Genomic DNA, 24,997 nt, shown 5'->3' with positions numbered 1-24,997 from the left:
AAAAATCCTCACCGGGCGGCTTGATGTAACCGCCCGGCGAGATGAGCGGATCAGATATCCCAGATCAGGTTGACCGCAAAGTTGCGACCCGGCTGGGTCAGGCGATCGAGGTTGGCCGGTTGGGTCACCGAGGCTTCGCCGACGCTGTCGTAGCCGCGCACGTCATCCCACAGCCAGTATTTCTTGTCGGTGAGGTTGTAGACGCCGCCGCTGACGGTCACGTCGTCGGTCACTTTGTAGAACGCACTCAGGTCCAGAATGCCGAAGCCGGGCGTCTTGAACTGGGTGCTGGTGCCATCCGGGGTTTTGAAACTGCTGCTGTCGACGCGGTCCTTCTTCTTCACCAGCGTCCAGTTGAGTACGCCGCCGTAGGTGTCCTGGTCGTAGCCGAGGCCGAATACGCCGGTCAGCGGGTTGACGCTGTTGAGCGGCTCGCCGTTGTCGTCGTTGCGCCCGTAGGCATAGGCCACCGAGCCTTGGGTGTAGAGGCCTTGCGGCGCGCCGAAGGCGTCGAGGTTCAGACGGCCCTTGACCTCGGCACCCTTGATGGTGGCGTGCTTGATGTTGTTGCTCTGGAACGTGGTCTCGGTGTAGCCCGGAGTGATGGCGTTCTCGTTAATGAAGTCGCGGTATTTGTTGTAGAACACCGCCACGTCAAACGAACCCTGCTCGAAGTTGCCGCGCAAACCCGTCTCGTAGCTTTTGCTCTTTTCCGGTTCGAGGTCCGGATTAGGTGCTACCCGATAGCCACCGGCGATGTTTTCGAAACGACCATATAACGCCTTGGCGGTCGGGGTGCGGAAGCCTTCGGCGTATTGGCCGTACCAGGTGTAGTGATCGTTGAAGCTGTAGGTGGTGCCGAACTTCGGCGACAGGCGATGCCAGGTCTTGGTCTCGTCGCTCACCACGCCGTTGCGGCTCTGGTCGGCGGTGGCCAGGAACTCGTCGGTGATGTGTGGTTTGAGCTGGGTGTAGTCGTAGCGTGCACCGGGCAGGAAGCTCCAGTTGCCCCAGCTGATCTGATCCTGGGCGAACAGGGCGTAGCTATTGATGGTCGGGTCCGGGAAGTCACTGGCGGGTGTCAGCGTGTCGCTGGCGCTAGGGGCACCAATGACACGGCAGGCGCCGGCCACGGTCAGGCAGGTGCCGCTACCGGTACGCAGGCCGGTAACCTTGTCCTGCTTGATGGTGGTGCCATAGGTGAGGAGGTGTTCGGTGTCGGCGATGGCAAACGACTTGTCAGCCTGGGCGTCGAACACCCATTGGCGATCCTTGTAAGTCGTATCGCGGTTACGCAGCACGGTCCGCGACGGCGCGTAGATCTCTTCGGTGCTCTGGTCGGTCTTGGCGATCTGGTAGTTCAGCGTCCACTTGATGTTGTCAGCCAGTGCGCTGTCCAGGCCGAAGCTGTGTTCCAGGCCAAAGCGTTCGCGGGTGATCGTGTCGTTACCGGTACGGGACTTGTAGAAGCCCATACCGCGTCCGGCATTGAACGGGCCGCCCACTGCGCTCAATTGATTGGTGTCGCTGTCGGCCTTGTAATGCTCGTAGGTCAGGCCCAGGCGTGCGTCGTCGGCGTAATTCCAGCCCAGTTTGGCCAGCACGCTGGTGGTGCGCACGTCCTGGGGGTTGGCTTCAGTGCGGTTAAGGCCAGTGCCGCCAGTTTCGCCAAAGGACTCTGTTTCATGACCGTTGCGTTGACTGAGATGCAACAGGCCATCGAACTCGCCGGTGCGGCCGGCGACGGTGCCGGACGTCAGCCAGCTGTCGTCGGCGGAGCTGTAGCCGGTTTTCAGGCGCGCGCCGACATCCTTGCCTGGCTTGATGATGTCGTCCGGGTCCAGCGTGTAGTAGCTGACCGCACCGCCAATGGCGCTGCTGCCATACAGCACCGACGCCGGTCCCCGGAGGATTTCCACGCGCTTGACGATTTCCGGGTCGACATAGTTGCGGTTGGTCTGGGCATAGGGGCCGTTGAAGAAACCGTCGGGCACCTGAACGCCATCGACCTGGGTCAGCACGCGGTCGCCATCGATGCCGCGAATGTTGTAGCCCGTGATGCCAGCGCGTTGGCCTGCGCCGCCTACCGAAACACCGGGTTCGTAGCGCACCAGTTCCTTGATGGTATTGACGTTGTTGCGGTCCAGATCTTCGCGCGTGTAGACAGAGACCGTGCTCGGTACGCTGTTCACATCCTGCTCGTTACGGGTGGCGCTGATGGTCACCTGTTGCAGGTTGAGCGTGCTGCTACCACTGCGCTTCTCCAGAACGATGCTGTTGTTGCCCAGTTTGCGATAGCCCAGGTTGGTCCCCACCAACAGGCGCTCCAGGGCTTTCTCCGGCGGCAGCGAACCACGGACTCCCGGCGAGGCCACACCTTGCGCCAGCTCTGCCGACACGCCGACCTGCCAGCCCGTCACGGCGGTAAAGGCATTGAGTGCCGACACCAGTGATTGCTGGGGAATGGCGAACGAGTAGTCGCCCATTTTGCGGGTCGATTGCTCGGTGGCGGTGGCGGCCATGAGCGGTGCGGTACCGGCCATCAGGATGGCAGCGGTCAGCAGCGACAGCACGCGGGAGGGTGAAGGGGCTTGGCGGGTAAGGCGAGGGGACATCGATAGCGCTCCGTGTCGCACGAATCTTTATAGGTGCTGATCGGCATGGTGAGATGCGAATCAATTGCATTGGCTATAACGAGACGTACGGGGTTTGGCTATCGAGTAAAAATAATTCTCATTCAGTTCAGAATGACCAGCGCCGGGAATTCCTGGAGCCGGGCCGAGGTGATGTGTGCCAGGGAGCGAACCACGTCCAGCGGCTGATCGAGGCGGTAGTTGCCCGTTACGGTGATACCGGCCAACTGTTCGTTGTTGTTGATGATCCAGCCCGGGTAGTAGCGGCGAAGTTCTGCCAGCACCTGGTTCAACGGGCAGTTTTCGAACACCAGCCGTCCCTGGACCCACGCCAGGTCGGTGGCGGCATCCAGCTTGGCCGGGCGGTCGAAGCCGTTGGGGCCGATGCGAATGCTTTCCCCGGCGGACAAGCGCACCCGCGCATCATCCCGGGTGGCGCGCAAGTCGACATCGCCGCGTTGCACCCGCACCTGCGCCACACCGTCGAGGTAGCGCACGGCAAACGCGGTATCGCGAACGCTGGCCGTGACCGGGCCAGCGTCGATTTCCAGTGGTTGGCCGCGATTGGCCTGCACTTCGAAGAACGCTTCGCCCTGATACAGGCGGGCAACACGTTGCTGGTCGTTGATGGTGCTTGAGAACGCCGAATTGGTATTGAGCAAAACCCTGGAACCGTCCTCCAGTTGCAGGCGCTGACGCTCGCCGACCACAGTCAGGTGATCGGCCTGCAGGCGCATTGGCAAACTGCTGAAACTGAACAGCCCGAGCAGCAGCACGGCGGCGGTGGCCAGTGGTTTCCAGTGCGGACGCAGACGGGCGAGGACAGTGACTTTCGCCGGACGCGCGGCCAGGCTTTGCGCGCACTGCGCCACTTGCGGGCCGTCCCAGATCGCCTGGGCCTTGGCGAACGCCTGGGCATTCAACGGATCGGCGTCGAGCCATGCATGGAATTGGCGGCTCTGCTCCTCGTCGGGACTGCCGAGCACGATCAGCCAGTCCAGGGCCTGGTCCATCGCGCTTGCGGGGTCCTGCGCCGATGAAGGCTCAGGGGAGCGGTGGTTGTCCGTCACGGTGTTTCCTCGGCAGTGTCTGTGCACGGCTGTTTTTTTAGTGAAGCGTAAAAGTGGGCCAAGGGTAGCAAAGCCCGATGATCAGCGCAGTCGGTCCAGATAAGCGCAGGGCCTTGACGCTCAGTTGGCGTTCAAGCGATCGGCAACCCCGATGCAGATCGACATGATCAATTTGAGTTCTTTCTGCACGGTGCTGAGGGACACGTTCAGCTCCTCGGCGATTTCCTGGTAGCTGTGCCCGTGCAGGCGGCTGAGGATGAAAATCCGCTGTTGGCGGGCGCTGAGTTCACTGAGGCTCACGTTCAGGCGCTCCAGCAATTGTTCGGCGTGGGCGGCGTCTTCGGCGCTGCTGGTGGGGGCGGCGATGCTGTGCACCAGCTCCTGCGGCACGTCCTCGACCATGGTGCGCGAATGGATGCGCCGCGCGCGCAAATGGTCCAGCGCCAGGTTGCGCGCCGTCTGGAAGACGAAGGGCTCAAGATGATCGATGGCCCGTTCGCTCAATGCACGGGTCACCCGCAGGTAGGTTTCCTGCAGGAGGTCTTCAGCAGTGCTGTGATTGTTGACCATCCGTTCCAGCGTGCGCAGCAGGGAGGTGCGCTGGGTGAGGAAAACGTGGTTGAAGCGCGACTGACTCACGGGAGAACCTGATCCATTTCGAGTAGATGATAATGCTTATCATCTACTCGAATGGTCAAGTACTGATTTGTGAAGCTTTACGCGCGACCCTGCAAATAGGTGGCGCAATCGGGAATCCGATGGAGGTGCGCCTGATCCATCAGCGGGCTGCTGAGCAGATAGTCGGCGCTGCATTCGTTGCACGCCACCGGGATGTTCCACACCGCCGCGACCCGCAGCAACGCCTTGATGTCCGGGTCGTGGGGCTGGGGTTCGAACGGGTCCCAGAAAAACACCAGCATGTCGACCCGCTGCTCGGCGATTTGCGCACCGAGCTGTTGGTCGCCGCCCAGTGGCCCGCTGATCATGCTTTGCACCGGCAGGTCGAGGCGTTGTTGCAACAACAACCCCGTGGTGCCGGTGGCGACCAGATCATGCTGGGCCAGTCTGTCTTTTTGCCGTTCGGCCCAGTCCAGCAAGAACACCTTACAGTGGTCATGGGCGACCAGGGCGATACGCTTGCGCGCCGCCAGGGTCTTTTGCGTAAAGCTGATGCCGATCATGGGTTGTTGCTCCAGAAATGACACGCACCCTGTAGGAGCGAGCTTGCTCGCGATGGTCGTTAACGATGACAAGGGTCGCCTGAATGAGCGCGGGGCCCTTACATCCATCGCGAGCAAGCTCGCTCCTACAAGACCGGGGGGCGTGCTGCTTATTCAGCGTTGCACAGCGCCAGGCAGTTATCGAGCATGCGGTTGGAGAAGCCCCATTCGTTGTCGTACCACGCCAGTACCTTGAGCAGCTTGCCGGTGGATTTGGTGTGGTTGGCGTCGAAGATCGACGACAGCGGGTTGTGGTTGAAGTCGCTGGAGACCAGCGGCAGGGTGTTGTAGCCAAGGATCTTCGAGTGCTGGCTGGCTTCTTTCATCAGCGCATTGACTTCCTCTGCGCTGGCTTCTTTTTTCAGATGCACCGTCAGGTCCACCAGCGACACGTTGATCACCGGGACGCGCACCGACATGCCGGTCAATTTGCCCGCCAGTTCCGGCAGCACCAGGCCCACCGCTTCAGCAGCACCGGTCTTGCTCGGGATCATGTTCTGGGTGGCCGAACGGGCGCGGTATGGATCGACGTGATAGACATCGGTCAGGTGCTGATCGTTGGTGTAGGCGTGGATGGTGGTCATCAGGCCGCTTTCGATGCCCAGCTCGCGATGCAGCACCTGGGCCACCGGGGCCAGGCAGTTGGTGGTGCACGACGCGTTGGAAATGATCTGGTGCGATTGGCGCAGAATGTCGTGGTTCACCCCGTAAACGACGGTGGCGTCGGCACCCTTGGCCGGGGCCGAGATGATCACTTTGCGCGCGCCGGCCGTAATATGCGCGGCGGCCTTGGCCCGGTCGGTGAACAGACCGGTGCATTCGAACACGACATCAATTTTTTCCGCGGCCCAAGGCAGCTCGGCCGGATTGCGGATGGCGCTGACCGAAATGCGGTCGCCGTTGACCGTCAGGCTCTCCTGGTCGTGTTGGACATCGGCATCGAACGTGCCGTGAACGGTGTCGTACTTGAGCAGATGAGCATTGATCGCGCTGTCGCCAAGGTCGTTGATGGCGACGATCTGCAGGTCCTGACGGTAGCCCTGGGTATAGAGTGCGCGAAGGACATTACGGCCGATGCGGCCAAAACCATTGATTGCGATTCGAAGAGTCATATTGCGGCGCTACCGTCGTTTTGTTGTTGGAATTACAAGATTATTCGTAAAAAAATAGAAAACAAGCCTTTTTGATGGCAATATTTTGTTCGATCTACAACGAGTGACCTGAATCAACTGGTCCGAATGGTCAAATAAACCGTCTGTCATCCCATCGACACCGGCCTTTGATCAGCATAGACAATCAGGTCGCCACATCCGTTAGCCTGGAGTTCTACACATGCATCCCCGCGTCCTTGAGGTCACTGAACGGCTTATCGCCCGCAGCCGCGCCACGCGTGAGGCCTACCTTGCATTGATCCGCGGTGCGGCCAGCGACGGTCCGATGCGCGGCAAGCTGCAATGCGCCAACTTCGCCCATGGCGTGGCCGGTTGCGGCAGCGACGACAAGCACAGCCTGCGGATGATGAACTCCGCGAACATCGCGATAGTTTCGTCATATAACGACATGCTCTCGGCGCACCAGCCGTACGAAGTCTTTCCCGAACTGATCAAGAAAGCCCTGCGCGAAATCGGCTCCGTCGGCCAGTTCGCCGGTGGCACGCCGGCCATGTGCGATGGCGTGACCCAGGGCGAGCCGGGCATGGAGCTGAGCCTGCCGAGCCGCGAAGTGATCGCGTTGTCCACGGCCGTGGCGCTGTCCCACAACATGTTCGACGGCGCGCTGCTGCTCGGCATCTGCGACAAGATCGTGCCGGGCCTGATGATGGGCGCGCTGCGCTTCGGCCATCTGCCGATGATCTTCGTGCCGGGCGGGCCGATGGTGTCGGGCATTTCCAACAAGCAGAAAGCCGACGTGCGCCAGAAGTACGCCGAAGGCAAGGCGACCCGCGAGGAGCTGCTGGAATCGGAAATGAAGTCCTACCACAGCCCTGGCACCTGCACCTTCTACGGCACCGCCAACACCAACCAGTTGCTGATGGAAGTCATGGGGCTGCACCTGCCGGGCGCGTCCTTCGTCAACCCGAACACGCCATTGCGCGACGCCTTGACCCGCGAAGCGGCACATCAGGTCACGCGTTTGACCAAGCAGAATGGCGACTTCATGCCGATCGGCGAAATCGTCGACGAGCGTTCGCTGGTCAACTCGATTGTCGCGCTGCACGCCACCGGCGGCTCGACCAACCACACCCTGCACATGCCGGCCATCGCCATGGCGGCGGGCATTCAGCTGACCTGGCAGGACATGGCCGACCTCTCCGAAGTCGTGCCGACCCTGAGCCACGTGTACCCGAACGGCAAAGCCGACATCAACCACTTCCAGGCCGCGGGCGGCATGTCGTTCCTGATCCGTGAACTGCTGGAAGCCGGGTTGCTCCACGAAAACGTCAACACCGTGATGGGCCACGGCCTGAGCCGCTACACCCAGGAGCCGTTCCTTGACAATGGCCAGCTGGTGTGGCGCGAAGGCGTGACCGACAGCCTCGATGAAAGCATCCTGCGCCCAGTTGCCCGCGCGTTCTCGGCAGAGGGTGGCCTGCGGGTGATGGAAGGCAACCTCGGTCGTGGCGTGATGAAAGTCTCCGCCGTGGCCGTGGAAAACCAGGTCGTCGAAGCGCCGGCCATGGTGTTCCAGGATCAGCAGGACCTGGCCGATGCATTCAAGGCCGGTTTGCTGGAAAAGGATTTTGTCGCGGTGATGCGCTTCCAGGGTCCACGCTCCAACGGCATGCCGGAGTTGCACAAGATGACGCCGTTCCTCGGCGTGCTGCAGGATCGCGGCTTCAAAGTCGCGCTGGTGACCGACGGGCGCATGTCCGGCGCATCAGGGAAAATCCCGGCGGCCATTCATGTCAGCCCCGAAGCTTACGTAGGCGGCGCTTTGGCACGGGTGCAAGAGGGCGATATCATCCGCGTCGATGGCGTCAAAGGCACCCTGGAGCTTAAGGTGGACGCCGAAGAATTTGCAGCGCGCACACCGGCCAAAGGTCTGTTGGGTAACAACATCGGCACCGGTCGCGAGCTGTTCGGTTTCATGCGCATGGCCTTCAGCTCGGCGGAGCAGGGCGCCAGCGCCTTCACTTCTGCCCTGGAGACGCTTAATTGAAACTGGCTTTGGTCGGTGACATCGGTGGGACCAACGCACGTTTCGCGTTGTGGAAAAACCAGCAACTGGAATCGGTCCAGGTGCTGGCAACGGCAGATTTCCCCAGCCCGGAGGAGGCAATCAGCCTCTACCTCAATGGCCTGGGGCTGGCGCCGGGTTCGATCGGTTCGGTGTGCCTGTCGGTAGCCGGTCCCGTGAGCGGCGACGAATTCAAGTTCACCAACAATCACTGGCGCCTGAGCCGCAAGGGCTTTTGCCAGACCTTGCAGGTGGACCAGTTGTTGCTGGTCAATGACTTCTCGGCCATGGCCCTGGGCATGACCCGTTTGCAGCCCGGCGAATTCCGCGTGGTCTGCGAAGGCACGCCGGAGCCGCTGCGCCCGGCGGTGGTGATTGGCCCGGGCACGGGCCTGGGCGTCGGCACCTTGCTCGATCTGGGTGAGGGCCGATTCGCCGCGTTGCCGGGGGAGGGCGGTCACGTCGATCTGCCATTGAGCAGTCCGCGTGAAACCCAACTCTGGCAGCACATCTTCAACGAAATTGGCCATGTCAGTGCAGAAACAGCCCTGAGCGGTGGCGGCTTGCCCCGCGTCTATCGGGCGATCTGTGCGGTGGACGGGCACACGCCAGTGCTCGACACACCGGAAGCGATTACCGCTGCCGGACTGGCGGGCGACCCGATTGCCGTGGAAGTGCTCGAGCAGTTCTGCTGCTGGCTGGGTCGCGTGGCCGGCAACAACGTACTGACCACCGGCGCGCGTGGTGGCGTGTACATCGTTGGCGGAGTGATTCCGCGCTTTGCCGATTTCTTCCTCGAAAGCGGTTTCGCCCGGTGCTTCGCCGACAAGGGTTGCATGAGCGATTACTTCAAGGGGATTCCGGTGTGGCTGGTGACGGCGCCGTATTCGGGATTGATGGGTGCGGGTGTGGCCTTGGAACAATCTCTCCCGGCCTGAAATACGATCAAAATGTGGCAGCGGGCTTGCTCGCGAAAGCGGTTTTACATTCAACATATTCGTTGACTGATACACCGCCTTCGCGAGCAAGCCCGCTCCCACAATTGTTCTTCAGTGTTTGTAAAATCGGTGCTTAAGGCATAATCCGCCCAATTCAAACAACAAGGACGCCGCCCGTGAGCTCAGTCAACAAGTCGATTTTGTTGGTCGATGACGATCAAGAGATACGCGAGTTGCTGGATACCTACCTGACCCGCGCCGGTTTCCAGGTACGTACCACGCCCGACGGTGCCGGCTTTCGTCAGGCGTTGAACGAGGCGCCGAGTGATCTGGTGATCCTTGATGTGATGTTGCCCGACGAGGACGGCTTCAGCCTGTGCCGCTGGATTCGCCAGCATCCGCGTCAGGCGCAGGTGCCGATCATCATGCTCACCGCCAGTTCTGACGAAGCCGACCGTGTCATCGGCCTGGAACTGGGCGCCGACGACTACCTCGGCAAGCCCTTCAGCCCACGGGAATTGCAGGCGCGGATCAAGGCGTTGCTGCGCCGCGCGCAGTTCGGTCAGGAGCGTAGTGGCGGTGAGGTGCTGGCCTTCGATGACTGGCGGCTGGACATGGTCAGCCATCGGTTGTTCCACATCGACGGCGAAGAGGTGATTCTCTCGGGCGCCGACTTCGCGCTGCTGAAGCTGTTCCTCGATCACCCGCAGGAAATCCTCGACCGCGACACCATCGGCAATGCCACCCGCGGCCGTGAACTGATGCCCCTGGATCGCATCGTCGACATGGCGGTCAGCCGGTTGCGCCAGCGCCTGCGCGATACGGAAAAACCGCCACGGCTGATCCGCACCGTGCGCGGCAGCGGCTACCAACTGGCAGCCAATGTGGTTGCCGGCAATGGCCACTGAGACTTTGCGCAAACTCGCCGCCAAGGTGCCGATGCCGCGTTCACTGCTTGGGCGGATGTTGTTGCTGACCTTGCTGGCGGTGTTGTTCGCCCAGACGTTGTCGAGCGTGATCTGGGTGTCGCAACTGCGCGCCACGCAGCTCGAGGGCCTGGTCACCAGCGCCCGCAGCCTGGCCCATTCAATGACCGCCAGCGTCAGTTATTTCCGTTCGTTGCCAGTGGCGTATCGCCCCTTGGTGCTCGACCAGTTGCGCAGCATGGGCGGCACCCGGTTCGTGGTGACGCTCAACGACAAGCCCCTGGGCATGGAAGTGCTGCCCATCACCCCGCGCAAAGAGGCGGTGCTCAAAGCGGTGGACGAAGTGCTGCGCCAGTCACTCGGCCAGGACACGGTCATCTCGGTGACCTTCGTCAGCCCGGAAGACCTGCGCATCTTCAATGGCGGCCTGAAGCTCGATGAGTTGCCACGCTCCTGGGCGCACTACGCGTTGACCCTGGAGCCGGTGAATCCGCCGGTGCTGGTCACGCAGATCCAGATGGCGCCGGGCGAATGGCTGTACATTGCCTCGCTGTTGCCCGAGCCCTACACCAGTCTTGAAGAGCAGGGCCTGCCGGCGCAGCAGGTGTGGTTCATCGTCCTCACCAGCAGCTTTTTGCTGTTGTTCATCGGCCTGCTGGTGCACTGGCAGAGTCGTCCGCTCAAGCGCCTGGCGCGGGCGGCGCGGGACCTGTCGCTGGGGGCCGACGTGGAGCCGGTGGCTGAGGGCGGCGGCAGCGAAGTGGTCGAGGTCGGGCGCGCCTTCAACACCATGCGCGAGCGCATCAGCCGTTACCTGACCGAGCGCAGCCAGTTGTTCAGCGCCATTTCCCACGACCTGCGCACGCCGATCACCCGCCTGCGCCTGCGGGTTGAATTGCTCGAAGACGAAACGCTGCAAGCCAAGTTCGGGCGTGATCTGGACGAGCTCGAATTGCTGGTCAAGGGCGCGCTGCAATGCGTGAAAGACACCGACATCCACGAGAACATCGAGCCGGTGGATCTCAACCATGTGCTCGATTGTCTGGTGGAGCCGTACCTTGCCCCCAATGGCAACGGCCGCGTGACCCAGCAAGGGCGGGCACTGGCGGCGTACCCGGGCAAACCGCTGGCGCTCAAGCGCTGCATCGGCAACCTGATCGACAATGCATTGAAGTACGGGCAGAACGCGCACCTGCACATCGATGACGACGAAAGCGCGTTCATCCTGCATGTCGATGATGAAGGGCCGGGCGTGCCGGAGCAGCGCCTGGAGCAGGTGTTCGAACCGCACTTCCGCCTGGCCGGGCAACAGCAGGGTTATGGCTTGGGGCTGGGGATTGCCCGCAACATTGCCCATAGCCATGGCGGTGAGGTGAGTTTGCAGAATTTGCGTGAGGGCGGATTGCGGGTGACCCTGCAGTTACCCCGCAGCGTTGACTAGTCAGACCGCGTTATCGTTCTTCGCGAGCAAGCCCGCTCCCACATTTGACCGAGTTCATCCAGATGGAATGCGATCAAGTGTGGGAGCGGGCTTGCTCGCGAAGGCGTCAGATCATCCAACACATACCTCAAGATGAATGTCACAGCCTGGTGACATAACCCACCCCCTTCGTTACAAGCCTGCCTTCCCCCGTTGTTTATGCTGCCCCACAGTCATAACAACAAAAAAGGTACGCCATGGACACCTTCCAACCGGCCTTCAGCAGTTGGCTGAACGCACCTGCCCATCAGCAATGGCTCGCCGCCGAAGGCTTGCGCCTGCTGGCCTTCGCCAAGGCTTCGAAGCTGCCTGAAGGCTTCGGCAACCTCGATGAAAAAGGCCGCCTCGCGGCTGATGCGCAAGCCCAGACCATGAACACCGCGCGCATGACCCACAGCTTCGCCATGGCCCATATTCAGGGCTTGCCGGGTTTTGCCGAGCTGGTGGATCACGGCGTTGCCGCCCTGCGCGGACCATTGCGCGACGCGCTGCATGGCGGCTGGTTCGCGGCCGCCGAACATCGTGACGGCAATACCGGCAAGAATGCCTACCTGCACGCTTTCGTCGCGCTGGCCGCCAGTTCTGCGGTGGTCGCGCAGCGCCCAGGAGCGCAAGCCTTGCTCGATGATGCGATCGATATCATCGACACCTGTTTCTGGAGCGAAGAAGAAGGCGCGATGCGCGAGTCTTTCAATCGCGACTGGAGTGAAGAGGAGGCGTACCGGGGCGCCAACAGCAACATGCACGCCACCGAAGCCTTCCTCGCCCTGGCCGATGTCACCGATGACAACCGCTGGCTGTGCCGTGCCCAGCGCATCGTCGAGCGCGTGATCCATGATCACGCCGCCGCCAACGATTACCTGGTGATCGAGCATTTCGACCGCGCCTGGCAACCGCAGCGGGACTACAACCGCGACAATCCGGCCGACGGCTTCCGCCCCTACGGCACCACCCCGGGCCATGGTTTCGAGTGGGCGCGGCTGCTGCTGCACCTCGAAGCTTCGCGGGTGAGAGCGGGGATGCTTACGCCCGGCTGGCTGGTCACCGACGCGCAAAAACTGTTCGAGCACAATTGCCTCCACGGCTGGGATGTCGATGGCGCGCCGGGCATTGTCTACACCCTCGACTGGGACAACAAAGCGGTGGTCCGCCATCGCCTGCACTGGACCCATTGCGAAGCCAGCGCCGCCGCCAGTGCCTTGCTCAAGCGCACAGGTGATGAACAATACGAACACTGGTACCGACTATTCTGGGAATTCTGTGACAGTCATTTCATCGACCGCGAAGGTGGCAGCTGGCATCACGAACTCGACCCGCTGAACCGCCCGAGTGCCGATATCTGGCCCGGCAAACCTGACCTTTACCACGCCTGGCAAGCCGTGCTGATTCCGCGCCTGGCGCTGGCACCGAGCATGGCCACGGCGCTGGCGCAGTTGTCCCAGAGCGGTTCTATGTAACCATGCGGTGACACTCGCGCATCCCTTCGTTACCTGCGAGGGGATATCCCCTGTTTAGAATCTTATGCAGCGCAAGCAACAGACTTGCATGCATAACAACAAGAAAGGTGCTCCTAGATGAATGCGATTTCTCGCCTCGCTACTGTCATTTCTCTCGCTTCCCTGTCTGCACTCCCTCTCAGTGTCCTGGCCGCCGAATCCAAAGGTTCCGTTGAAGTCGTTCACTGGTGGACTTCCGGTGGTGAAAAAGCAGCAGTCGATGTCCTGAAGGCTCAAGTCGAAAAAGACGGCTTCACCTGGAAGGACGGCGCAGTCGCCGGCGGTGGCGGTTCCACGGCCATGACCGTACTCAAAAGTCGCGCCGTAGCCGGCAACCCGCCGGGCGTTGCCCAGATCAAAGGTCCGGACATCCAGGAGTGGGGCAGCACCGGCCTGCTCAGCACCGACGCGTTGAAAGACGTTTCCAAGGCTGAAAACTGGGACGGCCTGCTGTCGAAGAAAGTCTCCGACACCGTGAAGTACGAAGGTGACTACGTCGCCGTGCCGGTGAACATCCACCGCGTCAACTGGCTGTGGATCAACCCGGAGGTGTTCAAGAAAGCCGGGATCGAAAAAGCCCCGACTACCCTCGAAGAATTCTATGCCGCCGGCGACAAGCTCAAGGCTGCCGGCTTCATCGCGCTCGCCCACGGCGGTCAGCCTTGGCAGGACAGCACCGTATTCGAAGACGTGGTGCTCTCGGTCATGGGCGCCGACGGTTACAAGAAAGCCCTGGTCGACCTGGACCAGAAAACCCTGTCCGGCCCGGAGATGACCAAGTCCTTCACCGAGCTGAAAAAAATCACCACCTACATGGACCCGAACCGCGCCGGTCGTGACTGGAACATCGCCGCGGCCGAAGTCATCAACGGCAAGGCCGGCATGCAGATGATGGGCGACTGGGCGAAAAGCGAGTGGACTGCGGCGAAGAAAGTCGCGGGCAAGGACTACCAGTGCGTAGCGTTCCCGGGCACTGAAAAAGCCTTCACCTACAACATCGACTCCCTGGCGGTGTTCAAGCTCAAGGCCGATCGCAAGGGCGACATCGCTGCCCAGCAAGACCTGGCCAAGGTCGCCTTGGGTACCGACTTCCAGAAAGTCTTCAGCATGAACAAGGGTTCGATCCCGGTGCGTAACGACATGCTGAACGAAATGGACAAGCTCGGCTTCGACGAGTGCGCCCAGAAGTCGGCCAAGGACTTCATCGCGGACGACAAGACCGGCGGCCTGCAACCGAGCATGGCGCACAACATGGCCACTTCCCTGGCCGTGCAAGGCGCGATCTTCGACGTGGTCACCAACTTCATGAACGACAAGGATGCTGACCCGGCCAAGGCCAGCGCCCAACTGGCCTCGGCTGTCAAAGCTGCCCAGTAATCCCTGACACAGCCTGACCCCATGTGGGAGCGGGCTTGCTCGCGAATGCGGACTGACATTCAACATTGATGTCGACTGACACACCGCTTTCGCGAGCAAGCCCGCTCTCACAACGGATCACCGTGTCGATTCATTTCTCTAAACCTGGATTATCCCGATGAGCTCTGTGGCGGTTTTCAGCAAAGCCTCACCGTTCGATGCGCTGCAACGCTGGCTACCCAAGTTGGTACTGGCGCCGAGCATGCTGATCGTGTTGGTTGGTTTCTACGGTTACATCATCTGGACGTTCATTCTGTCCTTCACCAACTCCAGCTTCATGCCGAGCTACAAGTGGGTCGGCCTGCAGCAATACATGCGCCTGATGGACAACGACCGCTGGTGGGTCGCGAGCAAGAACCTCGCGCTGTTCGGTGGCATGTTCATCGGCATCAGCCTGGTGCTGGGTGTGTTCCTCGCGGTGCTGCTGGACCAGCGCATTCGCAAGGAAGGCTTCATCCGCACCGTCTACCTGTACCCGATGGCGCTGTCGATGATCGTCACCGGTACCGCGTGGAAATGGCTGCTCAACCCAGGCCTGGGCCTGGACAAGATGCTGCGTGACTGGGGTTGGGAAGGCTTTCGTCTCGACTGGCTGGTGGATCAGGATCGCGTGGTGTACTGCCTGGTGATCGCCGCCGTGTGGCAAGCCTCCGGGTTTGTCATGGCGATGTTCCTCGCCGGTCTGCGCGGTGTCGATCAATCGATCATCCGTGCCGCGCAAGTCGACGGGGCGAGCCTGCCGACCATCTACCTGAAGATCGTCCTGCCGAGCCTGCGCCCGGTGTTCTTCAGTGCCTTCATGATCCTGGCGCACATCGCGATCAAGAGCTTCGACCTGGTCGCGGCGATGACCGCGGGCGGTCCGGGTTACTCCTCCGACCTGCCGGCGATGTTCATGTATTCCTTCACCTTCAGCCGTGGCCAGATGGGCATCGGTTCGGCCAGCGCCATGCTGATGCTCGGCGCCGTGCTGACCATCCTCGTGCCGTACCTGTACTCCGAGCTGCGAGGCAAACGCCATGACTAATCAACTCGGCAAATCGGGCATCAGTTTCAGCCGCATCGCGATCTACGCCACCCTGCTGTTGGCAGCGGCGGTGTACCTGATCCCGCTGGTGGTGATGCTGCTGACCAGTTTCAAATCCCCGGAAGACATCCGTACCGGCAACCTGTTGAGCTGGCCGACCGTGATCGACGGCATCGGCTGGATCAAGGCCTGGGACGTGGTCGGCGGCTACTTCTGGAACTCGGTGAAGATCACCGTGCCAGCGGTGCTGATTTCCACGTTTATTGGTGCGATGAACGGCTACGTGCTGTCGATGTGGCGCTTCCGCGGTTCGCAACTGTTCTTCGGCCTGTTGCTGTTCGGCTGCTTCCTGCCGTTCCAGACGGTGCTGTTGCCAGCCTCGTTCACCCTCGGCAAGTTCGGCCTGGCCAACACCACCACCGGCCTGGTGCTGGTGCACGTGGTCTACGGCCTGGCGTTCACCACGCTGTTCTTCCGCAACTACTACGTGAGCATTCCGGATGCGCTGGTCAAGGCCGCAAGGCTCGATGGCGCGGGCTTCTTCACGATCTTCCTGAAGATCCTGCTGCCGATGTCGATCCCGATCGTGATGGTCTGCCTGATCTGGCAGTTCACCCAGATCTGGAACGACTTCCTGTTCGGCGTGGTGTTCGCCAGTGGCGACGCCCAGCCAATTACCGTGGCCCTGAACAACCTGGTCAACACCAGCACCGGGGCCAAGGAATACAACGTTGATATGGCCGCCGCGATGATCGCCGGGCTGCCGACACTGCTGGTCTACATATTCGCTGGCAAGTATTTCCTGCGTGGGCTGACGTCCGGCGCGGTCAAGGGGTAGAAACATGGCAACTCTCGAATTACGCAACGTCAACAAGACCTACGGCCCCGGCTTGCCGGACACCCTGAAAAACATCGAACTGAAAATCGATGACGGTGAGTTCCTGATCCTGGTCGGCCCGTCGGGCTGCGGCAAGTCGACCTTGATGAACTGCATCGCCGGCCTGGAAACCATCAGCGGCGGCGCGATCCTGGTGGACGACGCCGACATCAGCGGCATGAGCCCCAAGGATCGCGACATCGCCATGGTGTTCCAGTCCTACGCGCTGTACCCGACCATGAGCGTGCGCGACAACATCGCCTTTGGCCTGAAGATCCGCAAAATGCCGACCGCCGAAATCGACGAAGAAGTCGCTCGGGTGTCCAAGCTGTTGCAGATCGAACACCTGCTCAGCCGCAAGCCCGGCCAGCTCTCCGGCGGCCAGCAACAGCGCGTGGCGATGGGCCGTGCCCTGGCACGGCGACCGAAGATTTATCTGTTCGACGAACCGCTGTCCAACCTCGACGCCAAGCTGCGGGTCGAGATGCGCACCGAAATGAAACTGATGCACCAGCGCCTGAAAACCACCACGGTCTACGTGACCCACGACCAGATCGAAGCCATGACCCTGGGCGACAAAGTGGCGGTGATGAAGGACGGGATCATCCAGCAGTTCGGTACGCCGAAAGACATCTACAACAACCCGGCCAACCTGTTCGTGGCGAGCTTCATCGGTTCGCCGCCGATGAACTTCATCCCGCTGCGCCTGCAGCGCAAGGACGGTCGTCTGCTGGCGTTGCTCGACAGCGGCCAGGCCCGCTGCGAGTTGCCGCTGGGCATGCAGGACGCCGGTCTTGAAGACCGCGAAGTGATCCTCGGCATGCGCCCTGAGCAGATCATCCTGGCCAATGGCGAAGCCAATGGTTTGCCGACCATTCGTGCCGAAGTCCAGGTCACCGAACCGACCGGTCCCGACACCCTGATCTTCGTCAACCTCAACGACACCAAGGTCTGCTGCCGCCTGGCCCCGGACGTGGCGCCGGCGGTGGGCGAGACCCTGACCCTGCAATTCGATCCGGCGAAAGTGCTGCTGTTCGATGCCAAGACGGGTGAGCGACTGGGGGTCGCCGGGGTGCCGAAAACCGAAGCGCACGCTGACAACGTCGCACAATTCAAAGGCCGCTGAAGATCAAGAAATGTGGGAGCGGGCTTGCTCGCGAAAGCGGTGGATCAGTCGACATCTGCGTTGAATGGCACACCGCCTTCGCGAGCAAGCCCGCTCCCACAGGGGGATTCGCAATGCACGGCCTGTCGCGCATCGCACCGGATGTAACCGCGTTAAAAAAAAAGAAAAGTTAATAACAATAAAACGAGGAAGTAGGGATGAAGATGAAGAACAAGGCCCGGTTGATCTGCCAGGTTTCAGCAGCGGCAGCACTGGTTCTGGCCGGCAATGCGATGGCCGATGAAGCGTTCAGCTCCGACTCCAAGTGGATGACGGGCGACTGGGGGGGCGAGCGTACCAAGTTGATCGAGCAAGGCATCGACATCAAGATGGACTACGTCGGTGAAGTCGGTGGCAACCTCCATGGCGGTTTCAACGATGACAAGACCGCGCGCTACGCCGACCAGTTTGGCCTGGGTGCGGCGCTGGACCTGGAGAAACTGTTCGGCTGGGATAACACCCAGGCCAAGATCCAGCTCACCAACCGTAACGGTGAGAACATCTCCAACGACCGTATCGGCGATCCGCGTGCCGGCACCTTGAGTTCCTCCCAGGAAGTCTATGGTCGTGGCCACATGGTCCGTCTGACCCAGCTGTGGATTCAGCACCAGTTCTTCGATAACAAGCTGGACGTCAAGGCCGGTTACTTCGGTGAGGGTGAAGACTTCAACACCTTCCCGTGCGAATTCCAGAACCTGGCGTTCTGCGGCTCCCAGGTGGGTAACTGGGCGACCAACATCTGGTACAACTGGCCGGTCAGCCAGGCGGCGATCCGCGTGAAGTACAACATCAATGACGAACTCTACGCACAGATTGGCGCGTACAACCAGAACACGTCGCAACTGGAACACGGTAACGGCTTCAAGCTCAGCGGCAGTGGCACCAATGGCACCGTCCTGCCGGTCGAGTTGGTCTGGTCGCCGAAGGTTAACAACCTGCCGGGCGAATACCGTGTCGGTTACTACAAAAGTACCTCTGATGCCGACGACGTTCTCGAGGACGACAACGGCCAGAACGCCGCGACCACCGGCAACCCTTATCGTGTCCACGATAGCAAGCACGGCTACTGGTTCGTCGCGCAGCAGCAACTCACCAGCCACAATGGCGATGCTTCCCGTGGTCTGAACATCGCGGCCAACGCCACTTTCCACGACAAGGACACCAACTTCATCGACAACTACCAGTCGCTGATGTTCGTGTACAAGGGCCCGTTCGACGCGCGTCCGAAAGATGACGTCGGCATCGGTTTCGCTCGTATCCATGTCAACGATGACGTGAAGAAAAACGCCGAGCTGACCAACGTCGCCAACGGTGTTTCGGAATACGACAATCCGCTGTTCTCGCCCATTCGTGAAACCGAATACAACTACGAGATCAACTACGGCTTCCACGTGACCAACTGGCTGACCGTACGTCCCAACCTGCAATACGTCACGCACCCGGGTGGTGTGGATGAAGTCGATAACGCGCTGGTGGCGGGCCTGAAAATTCAGTCGGTGTTCTAACGCGTCTGCGATAAGCTTCTCTCCATGTGCGCATATTTGCGGACAGCCATGGCTGTCCGCTTTTTTTTGCGGGCCGCGCACCCCGGTGACAGTTGATTTCAGGACCGTGGCACATGCTTGAGCATCCGCTACAACGCTTCTTCAAATCCTTGCGCGAACGTCCGGTGTTCGCGTGGGAGCGCTATCAGACGCGCGACGTGCTGGTGATCGATCATCCGCTGTGTCAGGCGGTGTTCAGCCGTCAGGGCGCGCAGTTGTTGCACTTCCAGCCCAAGGACCAGAAACCCTGGCTGTGGTGCGCGGCAAAGTGGCCGCAGGTCGGCGCCATTCGCGGTGGCGTGCCGGTGTGTTGGCCGTGGTATGGCCGGCATCCGAGCGAAAACGCCTGGCCGTCCCATGGCTGGGCGCGGTTGCTCGACTGGAAGCTGCTCGACAGCACCAGTGACGACGATGGCGTGCGATTGCACTGGCAACTGAAGCTGTGCGACTGGCAGGTGGACCTGCACGCGCACCTGGGTGAGCGCATGGAACTGCGCCTGAGCACCGAGCATCAGGACGACATGCCGTGCCAGTTGAGCCAGGCTTTGCATGCGTACTGGCGTATTGGCGATGTCAGTGAGATAGCGCTGTCTGGGCTCGAGGGGGCGCAGGGTTACGACCAGTTGAGTCGGCAGGTTTGTCAGCAGGAAGGCGAATTGCGCGTGGACGGCGGATGCCAGCGGGTGTTCCAGCATGACGGCGAATTGCAACTCAATGACCACGCCTGGGACCGGGCGTTGTGCATTGATACCGGGGATACGGCCGACACGGTGGTGTGGCATCCCGGCTCGCGGCCATTGCTCGGCGTGACCTGGAACGAGATATCCGAATTTGTCTGTGTAGAAGCGGCGAGTGGAGGCACCGACAGCCTGTGCCTTGCGCCTGGGGAGCGGGCGCATTTGAGTTTGCAGGCGCGGGTGGGGGGGTAGTTCAGGATCTTGCGGTGTCTTGACTGGCCCCTTCGCGGGCAAGCCCGCTCCCACATTTGACCGCGTTCGTTCTGACGGAACCGGGTCACCTGTGGGAGCGGGCTTGCTCGCGAAGGCGTCCTTTCAAGCAATAAAGATTCAGGATCGGTCAGTTGAACTCGTCACCCACCGGATACCGGCTGGCATTCAAACTCTCCTTGATCTTGCGCAAATGCGGCTGGAAATCCACGCCTCGGCGCAACGTCATGCCGGTGGCGAGCACATCCAGCACGGTCAACTGGATGATCCGCGAAGTCATCGGCATGTAGATGTCGGTGTCCTCCGGCAGCGGGATGTTCAGGCTCAGGGTGCTGGCCTTGGCCAGTGGCGAGTTCTCGGCGGTCAGGCCAAGCACCGAGGCGCCGTTTTCCCGGGCGATGCGCGCCACTTCCACCAGTTCGCGGGTGCGACCGGTGTAGGAAATGATCACGAACAGCTCGCCGGTATGGGCCACCGAAGCAATCATGCGCTGCATCAGCACATCCGCGTGGGCCGTGACGGCGAGGTTGAAACGGAAGAACTTGTGCTGCGCATCCAGTGCCACCGGGGCCGAGGCGCCGAGGCCGAAGAAGTGGATTTGCCGCGCCTGGATCAGCAGGTCGACGGCGCGGCTGATCAGGTTCGGGTCCAGTGCCTGGCAGGCGCTGTCCAGCGAGGCGATGGCGCTGCCGAAGATCTTCTGGGTGTAGGCCTCCGGATTGTCGTCGGCTTCCACCGCACGACTGACATAGGCGGCGCCACTGGCCAGGCTCTGGGCCAGTTGCAGTTTGAGCTCGGGGTAGCCGCTGACGCCGAACGAGCGGCAGAAACGGTTGACCGTCGGTTCGCTGACCGAAGCGGCCTGGGCGAGGGCGGCGATGCTGAAGCGGGTGGCCTGCTGCGGGTTGAGCAGGATCACCTCGGCGACTTTGCGTTCGGCCTTGTTCAGCTCTTCAAGGCGATTCTGGATTTGCTCCAGTAAATTTCGCACGCGGTCCATATAAGTTTCCTTGATTCACCGGCACCGATAAGCGCGCGGCTAATGCAAAAAGGGCCTTTGGTGAGGCCCGTAACGGTGGCCTATCCTACTGATGGCTCCGACCGACCACCACTCGGAATCTGTATTTTGCGAAAATGTTGTGGTTATTACTACATTTTCCCTTGAGTGATGCCTTGAAAAAAGGTATTTGTAGCTTAACTTGATAAAAGAACAAACATCATGCTCTCGATTACGGTTGAACCGTGCACCTTTGCCTTGTTCGGCGCCCTTGGCGATCTGGCCTTGCGCAAGCTGTTTCCTGCCCTTTATCAACTCGACGGCGCCGGCCTGTTGCACGAGGACACGCGGATCATCGCGCTGGCTCGTGAGCCAGGCAGCGAGCAGGAACACCTGGCGTTCATCACCTCCGAGCTGCGCCGCTATGTCGGTGCCAAAGAGCTGGATGAAGCCGTGGTCGAGCGTTTTCTGGCGCGCCTGAGCTACCTGCACGTCGACTTCCTCAACGCCGAAGATTATGTGGCCCTGGCCGAATCCGCTGGCAGTTCGCAGCGAGTCATCGCCTACTTTGCGACCCCGGCCGCCGTGTATGGCGCGATTTGCGAGAACCTGGCCAAGGTCGGCCTGGCGCAAAACACCCGTGTGGTGCTGGAAAAGCCCATCGGTTCGGACCTGGAATCCTCGCGCAAGGTCAACGACTCCGTGGCGCAGTTCTTCCCGGAGAACCGCACCTACCGCATCGACCACTATCTGGGTAAAGAGACCGTCCAGAACCTGATCGCCCTGCGTTTCGCCAACAGCCTGTTCGAAACCCAGTGGAACCAGAATTACATCTCCCACGTGGAAATCACTGTGGCCGAACAGGTCGGTATTGAGGGCCGCTGGGGTTACTTCGACAAGGCCGGCCAGCTGCGGGACATGATCCAGAACCACCTGCTGCAACTGCTCTGCCTGATCGCCATGGACCCGCCGGCCGACCTGTCCGCCGACAGCATCCGTGACGAGAAGGTCAAAGTGCTCAAGGCCCTGGCGCCGATCAGCCCGGAAGGCCTGACCACCCAGGTGGTGCGCGGCCAGTACATCGCCGGCTACAGCGAAGGCAAAGCAGTGCCGGGGTACTTGGAAGAACCCAATTCCAACACCCAGAGCAATACCGAAACCTTTGTCGCCCTGCGTGCCGACATCCGCAACTGGCGCTGGGCCGGCGTGCCGTTTTACCTGCGTACCGGCAAGCGCATGCCGCAGAAGCTGTCGCAGATCGTCATCCACTTCAAGGAACCGTCGCACTACATCTTCGCTCCCGAGCAGCGCCTGCAAATCAGCAACAAGCTGATTATCCGCCTGCAGCCGGACGAAGGCATTTCCTTGCGTGTCATGACCAAAGATCAAGGCCTGGACAAGGGCATGCAGCTGCGCAGCGGTCCGTTGCAGCTGAATTTTTCCGACACCTGGAGCAGCGCACGGATTCCCGATGCCTACGAGCGGTTGTTACTGGAAGTGATGCGCGGCAATCAGAACCTGTTTGTCCGTAAAGATGAAATCGAAGCCGCGTGGAAGTGGTGTGACCAGTTGATCGCCGGGTGGAAAAAATCCGGTGATGCGCCCAAGCCGTACGCGGCCGGGTCCTGGGGGCCGATGAGCTCCATTGCACTGATCACGCGGGACGGGAGGTCGTGGTATGGCGATATCTGATTTGAAACTGCCGCAGGGCGTCAGCGCCCATGCATACAAGAGCCCGGTGCTGCTGGCTGAAAGCCTGGCACTGAACGTGGCGAAACAACTGAGCGACGCGATCGACGCCCAGGGCACTGCGACCCTGGTTGTTTCCGGTGGCCGCAGCCCGGTGGCGTTTTTCCAGCACCTGGCCAAGCAGACGCTGGACTGGTCGAACGTGGTGGTCAGCCTGGCCGACGAGCGCTGGGTACCAGTGGAACACGCCGACAGCAACGCGGGTCTGATCAAGCGTTACCTGCTGCAAGGCGCGGCGGCCAAGGCGCAGTTCCTGAGCCTGTACAGCGCCAGCGCCAACCTGGAACAGGCGGCCGAGCAGGCCGACCGCTTGCTGTCGGAGTTGCCGGTGATCGACGTGCTGATCCTCGGCATGGGCGATGACGGCCACACCGCGTCGCTGTTTCCCAACAGCCCGAACCTTGCCGAGGCATTGCAGGCCGATGGCGTCCGTCGTTGCTGGCCGATGCTGGCGCCGACCGTGCCGCATCAGCGCCTGACCATGAGCCGCGCACTGCTGGCCTCGGCCAAACACAAGGTTCTATCGATTTCCGGCCAGTCCAAGCTGACCACCCTGAGTACCGCACTGGCCGGTGACGATGTCGCCGCAATGCCGATTCGCGCGTTTCTGCAACCCACGTTAGAGATTTACTGGTGCCCATGAGCCAAGGAACAGCCGCTATGACAAACCTATCCCCGACCGTTTCCATGGCGGACAAAGTTGCCCTGATCGACAGCATCTGCGCGAAAGCGCGGATTCTGCCGGTGATCACCATCGCCCGCGAGCAAGACGTTCTGCCGCTGGCCGACGCCCTCGCGGCCGGTGGCCTGACAGCCCTGGAAGTGACCTTGCGTTCGCAATTCGGCCTCAAGGCCATTCAGATTCTGCGTGAACAGCGTCCGGAACTGGTGACCGGTGCCGGCACCGTGCTGGATCGCCACATGCTGGCGGCGGCGGAAGCGGCGGGCTCGCAATTCATCGTCACGCCGGGTATCACCCGCGATCTGCTGGAAGCCAGCGTCGCCAGCCCGATTCCACTGTTGCCGGGCATCAGCAATGCCTCGGGCATCATGGAAGGCTATGGTCTGGGGTATCGCCGCTTCAAGCTGTTCCCGGCCGAAGTCAGCGGCGGCGTTGCAGCCATCAAGGCTTTGGGCGGCCCGTTCGGCGAAGTGAAATTCTGCCCGACCGGCGGCGTGGGACCTGCCAACATCAAGAGCTACATGGCATTGAAAAACGTCATGTGCGTGGGCGGTAGCTGGATGCTTGATCCGGAGTGGATCAAGAACGGCGACTGGGCCCGCATTCAGGAATGCACTGCCGAGGCTTTGGCGCTGCTGGACTGATCGCTTCACCCTACACCTCGTTGTGTGTTCTACGGCTTTACGGTGCGCTTGGTCGGTGCACCGTTTTTTTTTGCCCGGAACAAACAGGTACGACTCAAAACCTGTGGGAGCGGGCTTGCTCGCGAAGGGGGAGTATCAGTCGACATGATTGTTGCCTGACACGCCGCCTTCGCGAGCAAGCCCGCTCCCACAGGACCAAGGACATCATGCGATACATAGTTACCGCATACCTGAAATCGGCCAGTGCTAGCCTGCGTTCCATCTTATGGAAGAGAGAACGTCATGGACGCCAATACCCCAGATGCACCCGCAGCACCGGTTTACCTGCTGTCTCCCGAACAGATTGCCGGCCCGTATTTCCGCAACCCCAAACTGATCCGCAGGAACATCAGCGAAGGCGCCGAAGGCGTTCCGTTGGTGCTGCGGCTGACCATCATCGATGCCATGACCGGCGAGCCGGTCCCCGATGCGCTGGTGGATATCTGGCACTGCAATGCCCGCGGTGCCTATTCGGGCTGGAGCAAGATCAACCCGGACGTCGAGGTCGATACCGGTGACATCGGCGCCGTCCCGCGAACCGATGACGATACCTACCTGCGCGGCGGGCAGTTCACCGACAAGTCGGGCATCGTGCGCTTCACCACGATCTATCCGGGGTTTTACGCCGGCCGCGCTTTGCACATTCACGTCGCCGTGCGCATTACGGCCGGCAACAACTATCTGCAAGAACGGCATGTCGCCTGGGTCGGGCAGCTTTACCTGCCTGAGGTGGCCTCGCGCTCGGTACTCGGCAGCCGACCGTACAGCGGCCGAGCCGTGCCGGTACTGACCAACGATCAGGACTTTTTTTATACAACCATGGGCGGTGAAGAATCGACCTTGAGCGTGCATACCCTGGGGCGGGATTCGGCTGAAGACGGCTACTTCGGGCAGATGACCATCGGCATCGACACGTTCGCCGTGTCGACACAGATCAAGCCCGAGGACTTTGACAAGTACACCGTCTGAC

The 24,997-nt window shown here is 61.1% G+C and carries 21 protein-coding genes; 15 read left to right on the top strand and 6 right to left on the bottom strand.

Annotated features, from left to right (window positions below):
• Nucleotides 1-50: 50 nt before the first annotated feature.
• The 5 genes from AC3IT6_RS22985 to gap all read right to left on the bottom strand — a co-directional run bounded on the left by AC3IT6_RS22985 (nucleotide 51) and on the right by gap (nucleotide 6,035).
• The gene (locus AC3IT6_RS22985; protein ID WP_489353027.1) at nucleotides 51-2,615 is read right to left on the bottom strand and encodes a TonB-dependent receptor; all 2,565 of its coding nucleotides are present in this window, start codon (nucleotides 2,613-2,615) and stop codon (nucleotides 51-53) included.
• 122 nt (nucleotides 2,616-2,737) lie between these two features.
• Nucleotides 2,738-3,703: a FecR family protein gene (locus tag AC3IT6_RS22980; protein WP_489353025.1), complete on the bottom strand. Its 966-nt coding sequence runs from the start codon at nucleotides 3,701-3,703 to the stop codon at nucleotides 2,738-2,740.
• A gap of 120 nt (nucleotides 3,704-3,823) precedes the next feature.
• Nucleotides 3,824-4,342 (bottom strand): RNA polymerase sigma factor, encoded by a 519-nt coding sequence (locus tag AC3IT6_RS22975; RefSeq protein ID WP_489353023.1) that lies wholly within the window; start codon nucleotides 4,340-4,342, stop codon nucleotides 3,824-3,826.
• A 77-nt stretch (nucleotides 4,343-4,419) separates the two neighbouring features.
• Complete coding sequence (locus tag AC3IT6_RS22970; protein ID WP_489353021.1) at nucleotides 4,420-4,884, bottom strand: methylglyoxal synthase; 465 nt, start codon at nucleotides 4,882-4,884, stop codon at nucleotides 4,420-4,422.
• Between the two features lie 149 nt (nucleotides 4,885-5,033).
• A complete protein-coding gene (gene gap, locus AC3IT6_RS22965) occupies nucleotides 5,034-6,035 on the bottom strand; it encodes a type I glyceraldehyde-3-phosphate dehydrogenase (RefSeq protein ID WP_489353019.1) in 1,002 nt (333 codons plus the stop codon).
• Between the two features lie 220 nt (nucleotides 6,036-6,255).
• Here gap and edd point away from each other — a divergent pair, with 220 nt between their 5' ends.
• From edd to AC3IT6_RS22910, 11 genes are all read left to right on the top strand, one after another.
• Complete coding sequence (gene edd, locus AC3IT6_RS22960; RefSeq protein WP_489353016.1) at nucleotides 6,256-8,082, top strand: phosphogluconate dehydratase; 1,827 nt, start codon at nucleotides 6,256-6,258, stop codon at nucleotides 8,080-8,082.
• Nucleotides 8,079-9,038 (top strand): glucokinase, encoded by a 960-nt coding sequence (locus AC3IT6_RS22955; RefSeq protein WP_489353014.1) that lies wholly within the window; start codon nucleotides 8,079-8,081, stop codon nucleotides 9,036-9,038. Before edd ends, AC3IT6_RS22955 begins: the two co-directional genes overlap by 4 nt.
• Before the next feature lie 176 nt (nucleotides 9,039-9,214).
• The gene (locus AC3IT6_RS22950; protein WP_223445790.1) at nucleotides 9,215-9,946 is read left to right on the top strand and encodes a response regulator; all 732 of its coding nucleotides are present in this window, start codon (nucleotides 9,215-9,217) and stop codon (nucleotides 9,944-9,946) included.
• A gap of 31 nt (nucleotides 9,947-9,977) precedes the next feature.
• Nucleotides 9,978-11,405: an ATP-binding protein gene (locus AC3IT6_RS22945; protein WP_219098057.1), complete on the top strand. Its 1,428-nt coding sequence runs from the start codon at nucleotides 9,978-9,980 to the stop codon at nucleotides 11,403-11,405.
• A gap of 236 nt (nucleotides 11,406-11,641) precedes the next feature.
• Complete coding sequence (locus AC3IT6_RS22940) at nucleotides 11,642-12,901, top strand: D-mannose isomerase (protein ID WP_489353011.1); 1,260 nt, start codon at nucleotides 11,642-11,644, stop codon at nucleotides 12,899-12,901.
• 117 nt (nucleotides 12,902-13,018) lie between these two features.
• A complete protein-coding gene (locus tag AC3IT6_RS22935; protein WP_489353009.1) occupies nucleotides 13,019-14,317 on the top strand; it encodes an ABC transporter substrate-binding protein in 1,299 nt (432 codons plus the stop codon).
• Nucleotides 14,318-14,474: 157 nt separating this feature from the next.
• Nucleotides 14,475-15,383, top strand: a complete 909-nt coding sequence (locus AC3IT6_RS22930) for a carbohydrate ABC transporter permease (RefSeq protein ID WP_008032969.1) — start codon at nucleotides 14,475-14,477, stop codon at nucleotides 15,381-15,383.
• Entirely contained in the window at nucleotides 15,376-16,221 is an 846-nt protein-coding gene (locus AC3IT6_RS22925) for a carbohydrate ABC transporter permease (RefSeq protein ID WP_007974434.1), read from the top strand. The genes AC3IT6_RS22930 and AC3IT6_RS22925 overlap by 8 nt, the downstream gene beginning before the upstream one ends.
• A 4-nt stretch (nucleotides 16,222-16,225) precedes the next feature.
• Nucleotides 16,226-17,386, top strand: a complete 1,161-nt coding sequence (locus tag AC3IT6_RS22920; RefSeq protein ID WP_489353007.1) for an ABC transporter ATP-binding protein — start codon at nucleotides 16,226-16,228, stop codon at nucleotides 17,384-17,386.
• A gap of 197 nt (nucleotides 17,387-17,583) precedes the next feature.
• Nucleotides 17,584-18,930 (top strand): carbohydrate porin, encoded by a 1,347-nt coding sequence (locus AC3IT6_RS22915; protein ID WP_095942741.1) that lies wholly within the window; start codon nucleotides 17,584-17,586, stop codon nucleotides 18,928-18,930.
• A gap of 113 nt (nucleotides 18,931-19,043) precedes the next feature.
• The gene (locus tag AC3IT6_RS22910) at nucleotides 19,044-19,898 is read left to right on the top strand and encodes a D-hexose-6-phosphate mutarotase (RefSeq protein ID WP_489353005.1); all 855 of its coding nucleotides are present in this window, start codon (nucleotides 19,044-19,046) and stop codon (nucleotides 19,896-19,898) included.
• A 148-nt stretch (nucleotides 19,899-20,046) separates the two neighbouring features.
• On the opposite strand, the gene AC3IT6_RS22905 is transcribed toward AC3IT6_RS22910, so the two are convergent.
• Nucleotides 20,047-20,907 (bottom strand): MurR/RpiR family transcriptional regulator, encoded by an 861-nt coding sequence (locus AC3IT6_RS22905; RefSeq protein ID WP_170948639.1) that lies wholly within the window; start codon nucleotides 20,905-20,907, stop codon nucleotides 20,047-20,049.
• 228 nt (nucleotides 20,908-21,135) lie between these two features.
• Here AC3IT6_RS22905 and zwf point away from each other — a divergent pair, with 228 nt between their 5' ends.
• The 4 genes from zwf to AC3IT6_RS22885 all read left to right on the top strand — a co-directional run bounded on the left by zwf (nucleotide 21,136) and on the right by AC3IT6_RS22885 (nucleotide 24,996).
• A complete protein-coding gene (gene zwf / locus AC3IT6_RS22900; protein ID WP_489353003.1) occupies nucleotides 21,136-22,605 on the top strand; it encodes a glucose-6-phosphate dehydrogenase in 1,470 nt (489 codons plus the stop codon).
• Entirely contained in the window at nucleotides 22,592-23,305 is a 714-nt protein-coding gene (gene pgl, locus AC3IT6_RS22895) for a 6-phosphogluconolactonase (RefSeq protein ID WP_489353001.1), read from the top strand. Before zwf ends, pgl begins: the two co-directional genes overlap by 14 nt.
• A gap of 17 nt (nucleotides 23,306-23,322) precedes the next feature.
• Nucleotides 23,323-23,988 carry a bifunctional 4-hydroxy-2-oxoglutarate aldolase/2-dehydro-3-deoxy-phosphogluconate aldolase gene (locus AC3IT6_RS22890; RefSeq protein ID WP_223457981.1) on the top strand — a complete coding sequence of 222 codons (666 nt, stop codon included), beginning with the start codon at nucleotides 23,323-23,325 and terminating at the stop codon, nucleotides 23,986-23,988.
• Nucleotides 23,989-24,270: 282 nt separating this feature from the next.
• Nucleotides 24,271-24,996 carry an intradiol ring-cleavage dioxygenase gene (locus tag AC3IT6_RS22885; RefSeq protein WP_489352999.1) on the top strand — a complete coding sequence of 242 codons (726 nt, stop codon included), beginning with the start codon at nucleotides 24,271-24,273 and terminating at the stop codon, nucleotides 24,994-24,996.
• The last annotated feature ends 1 nt before the right edge of the window (nucleotide 24,997 follow it).

Source organism: Pseudomonas sp. KH_017, from assembly GCF_057840285.1.
This window is presented reverse-complemented; position numbering and strand designations above follow the sequence as displayed.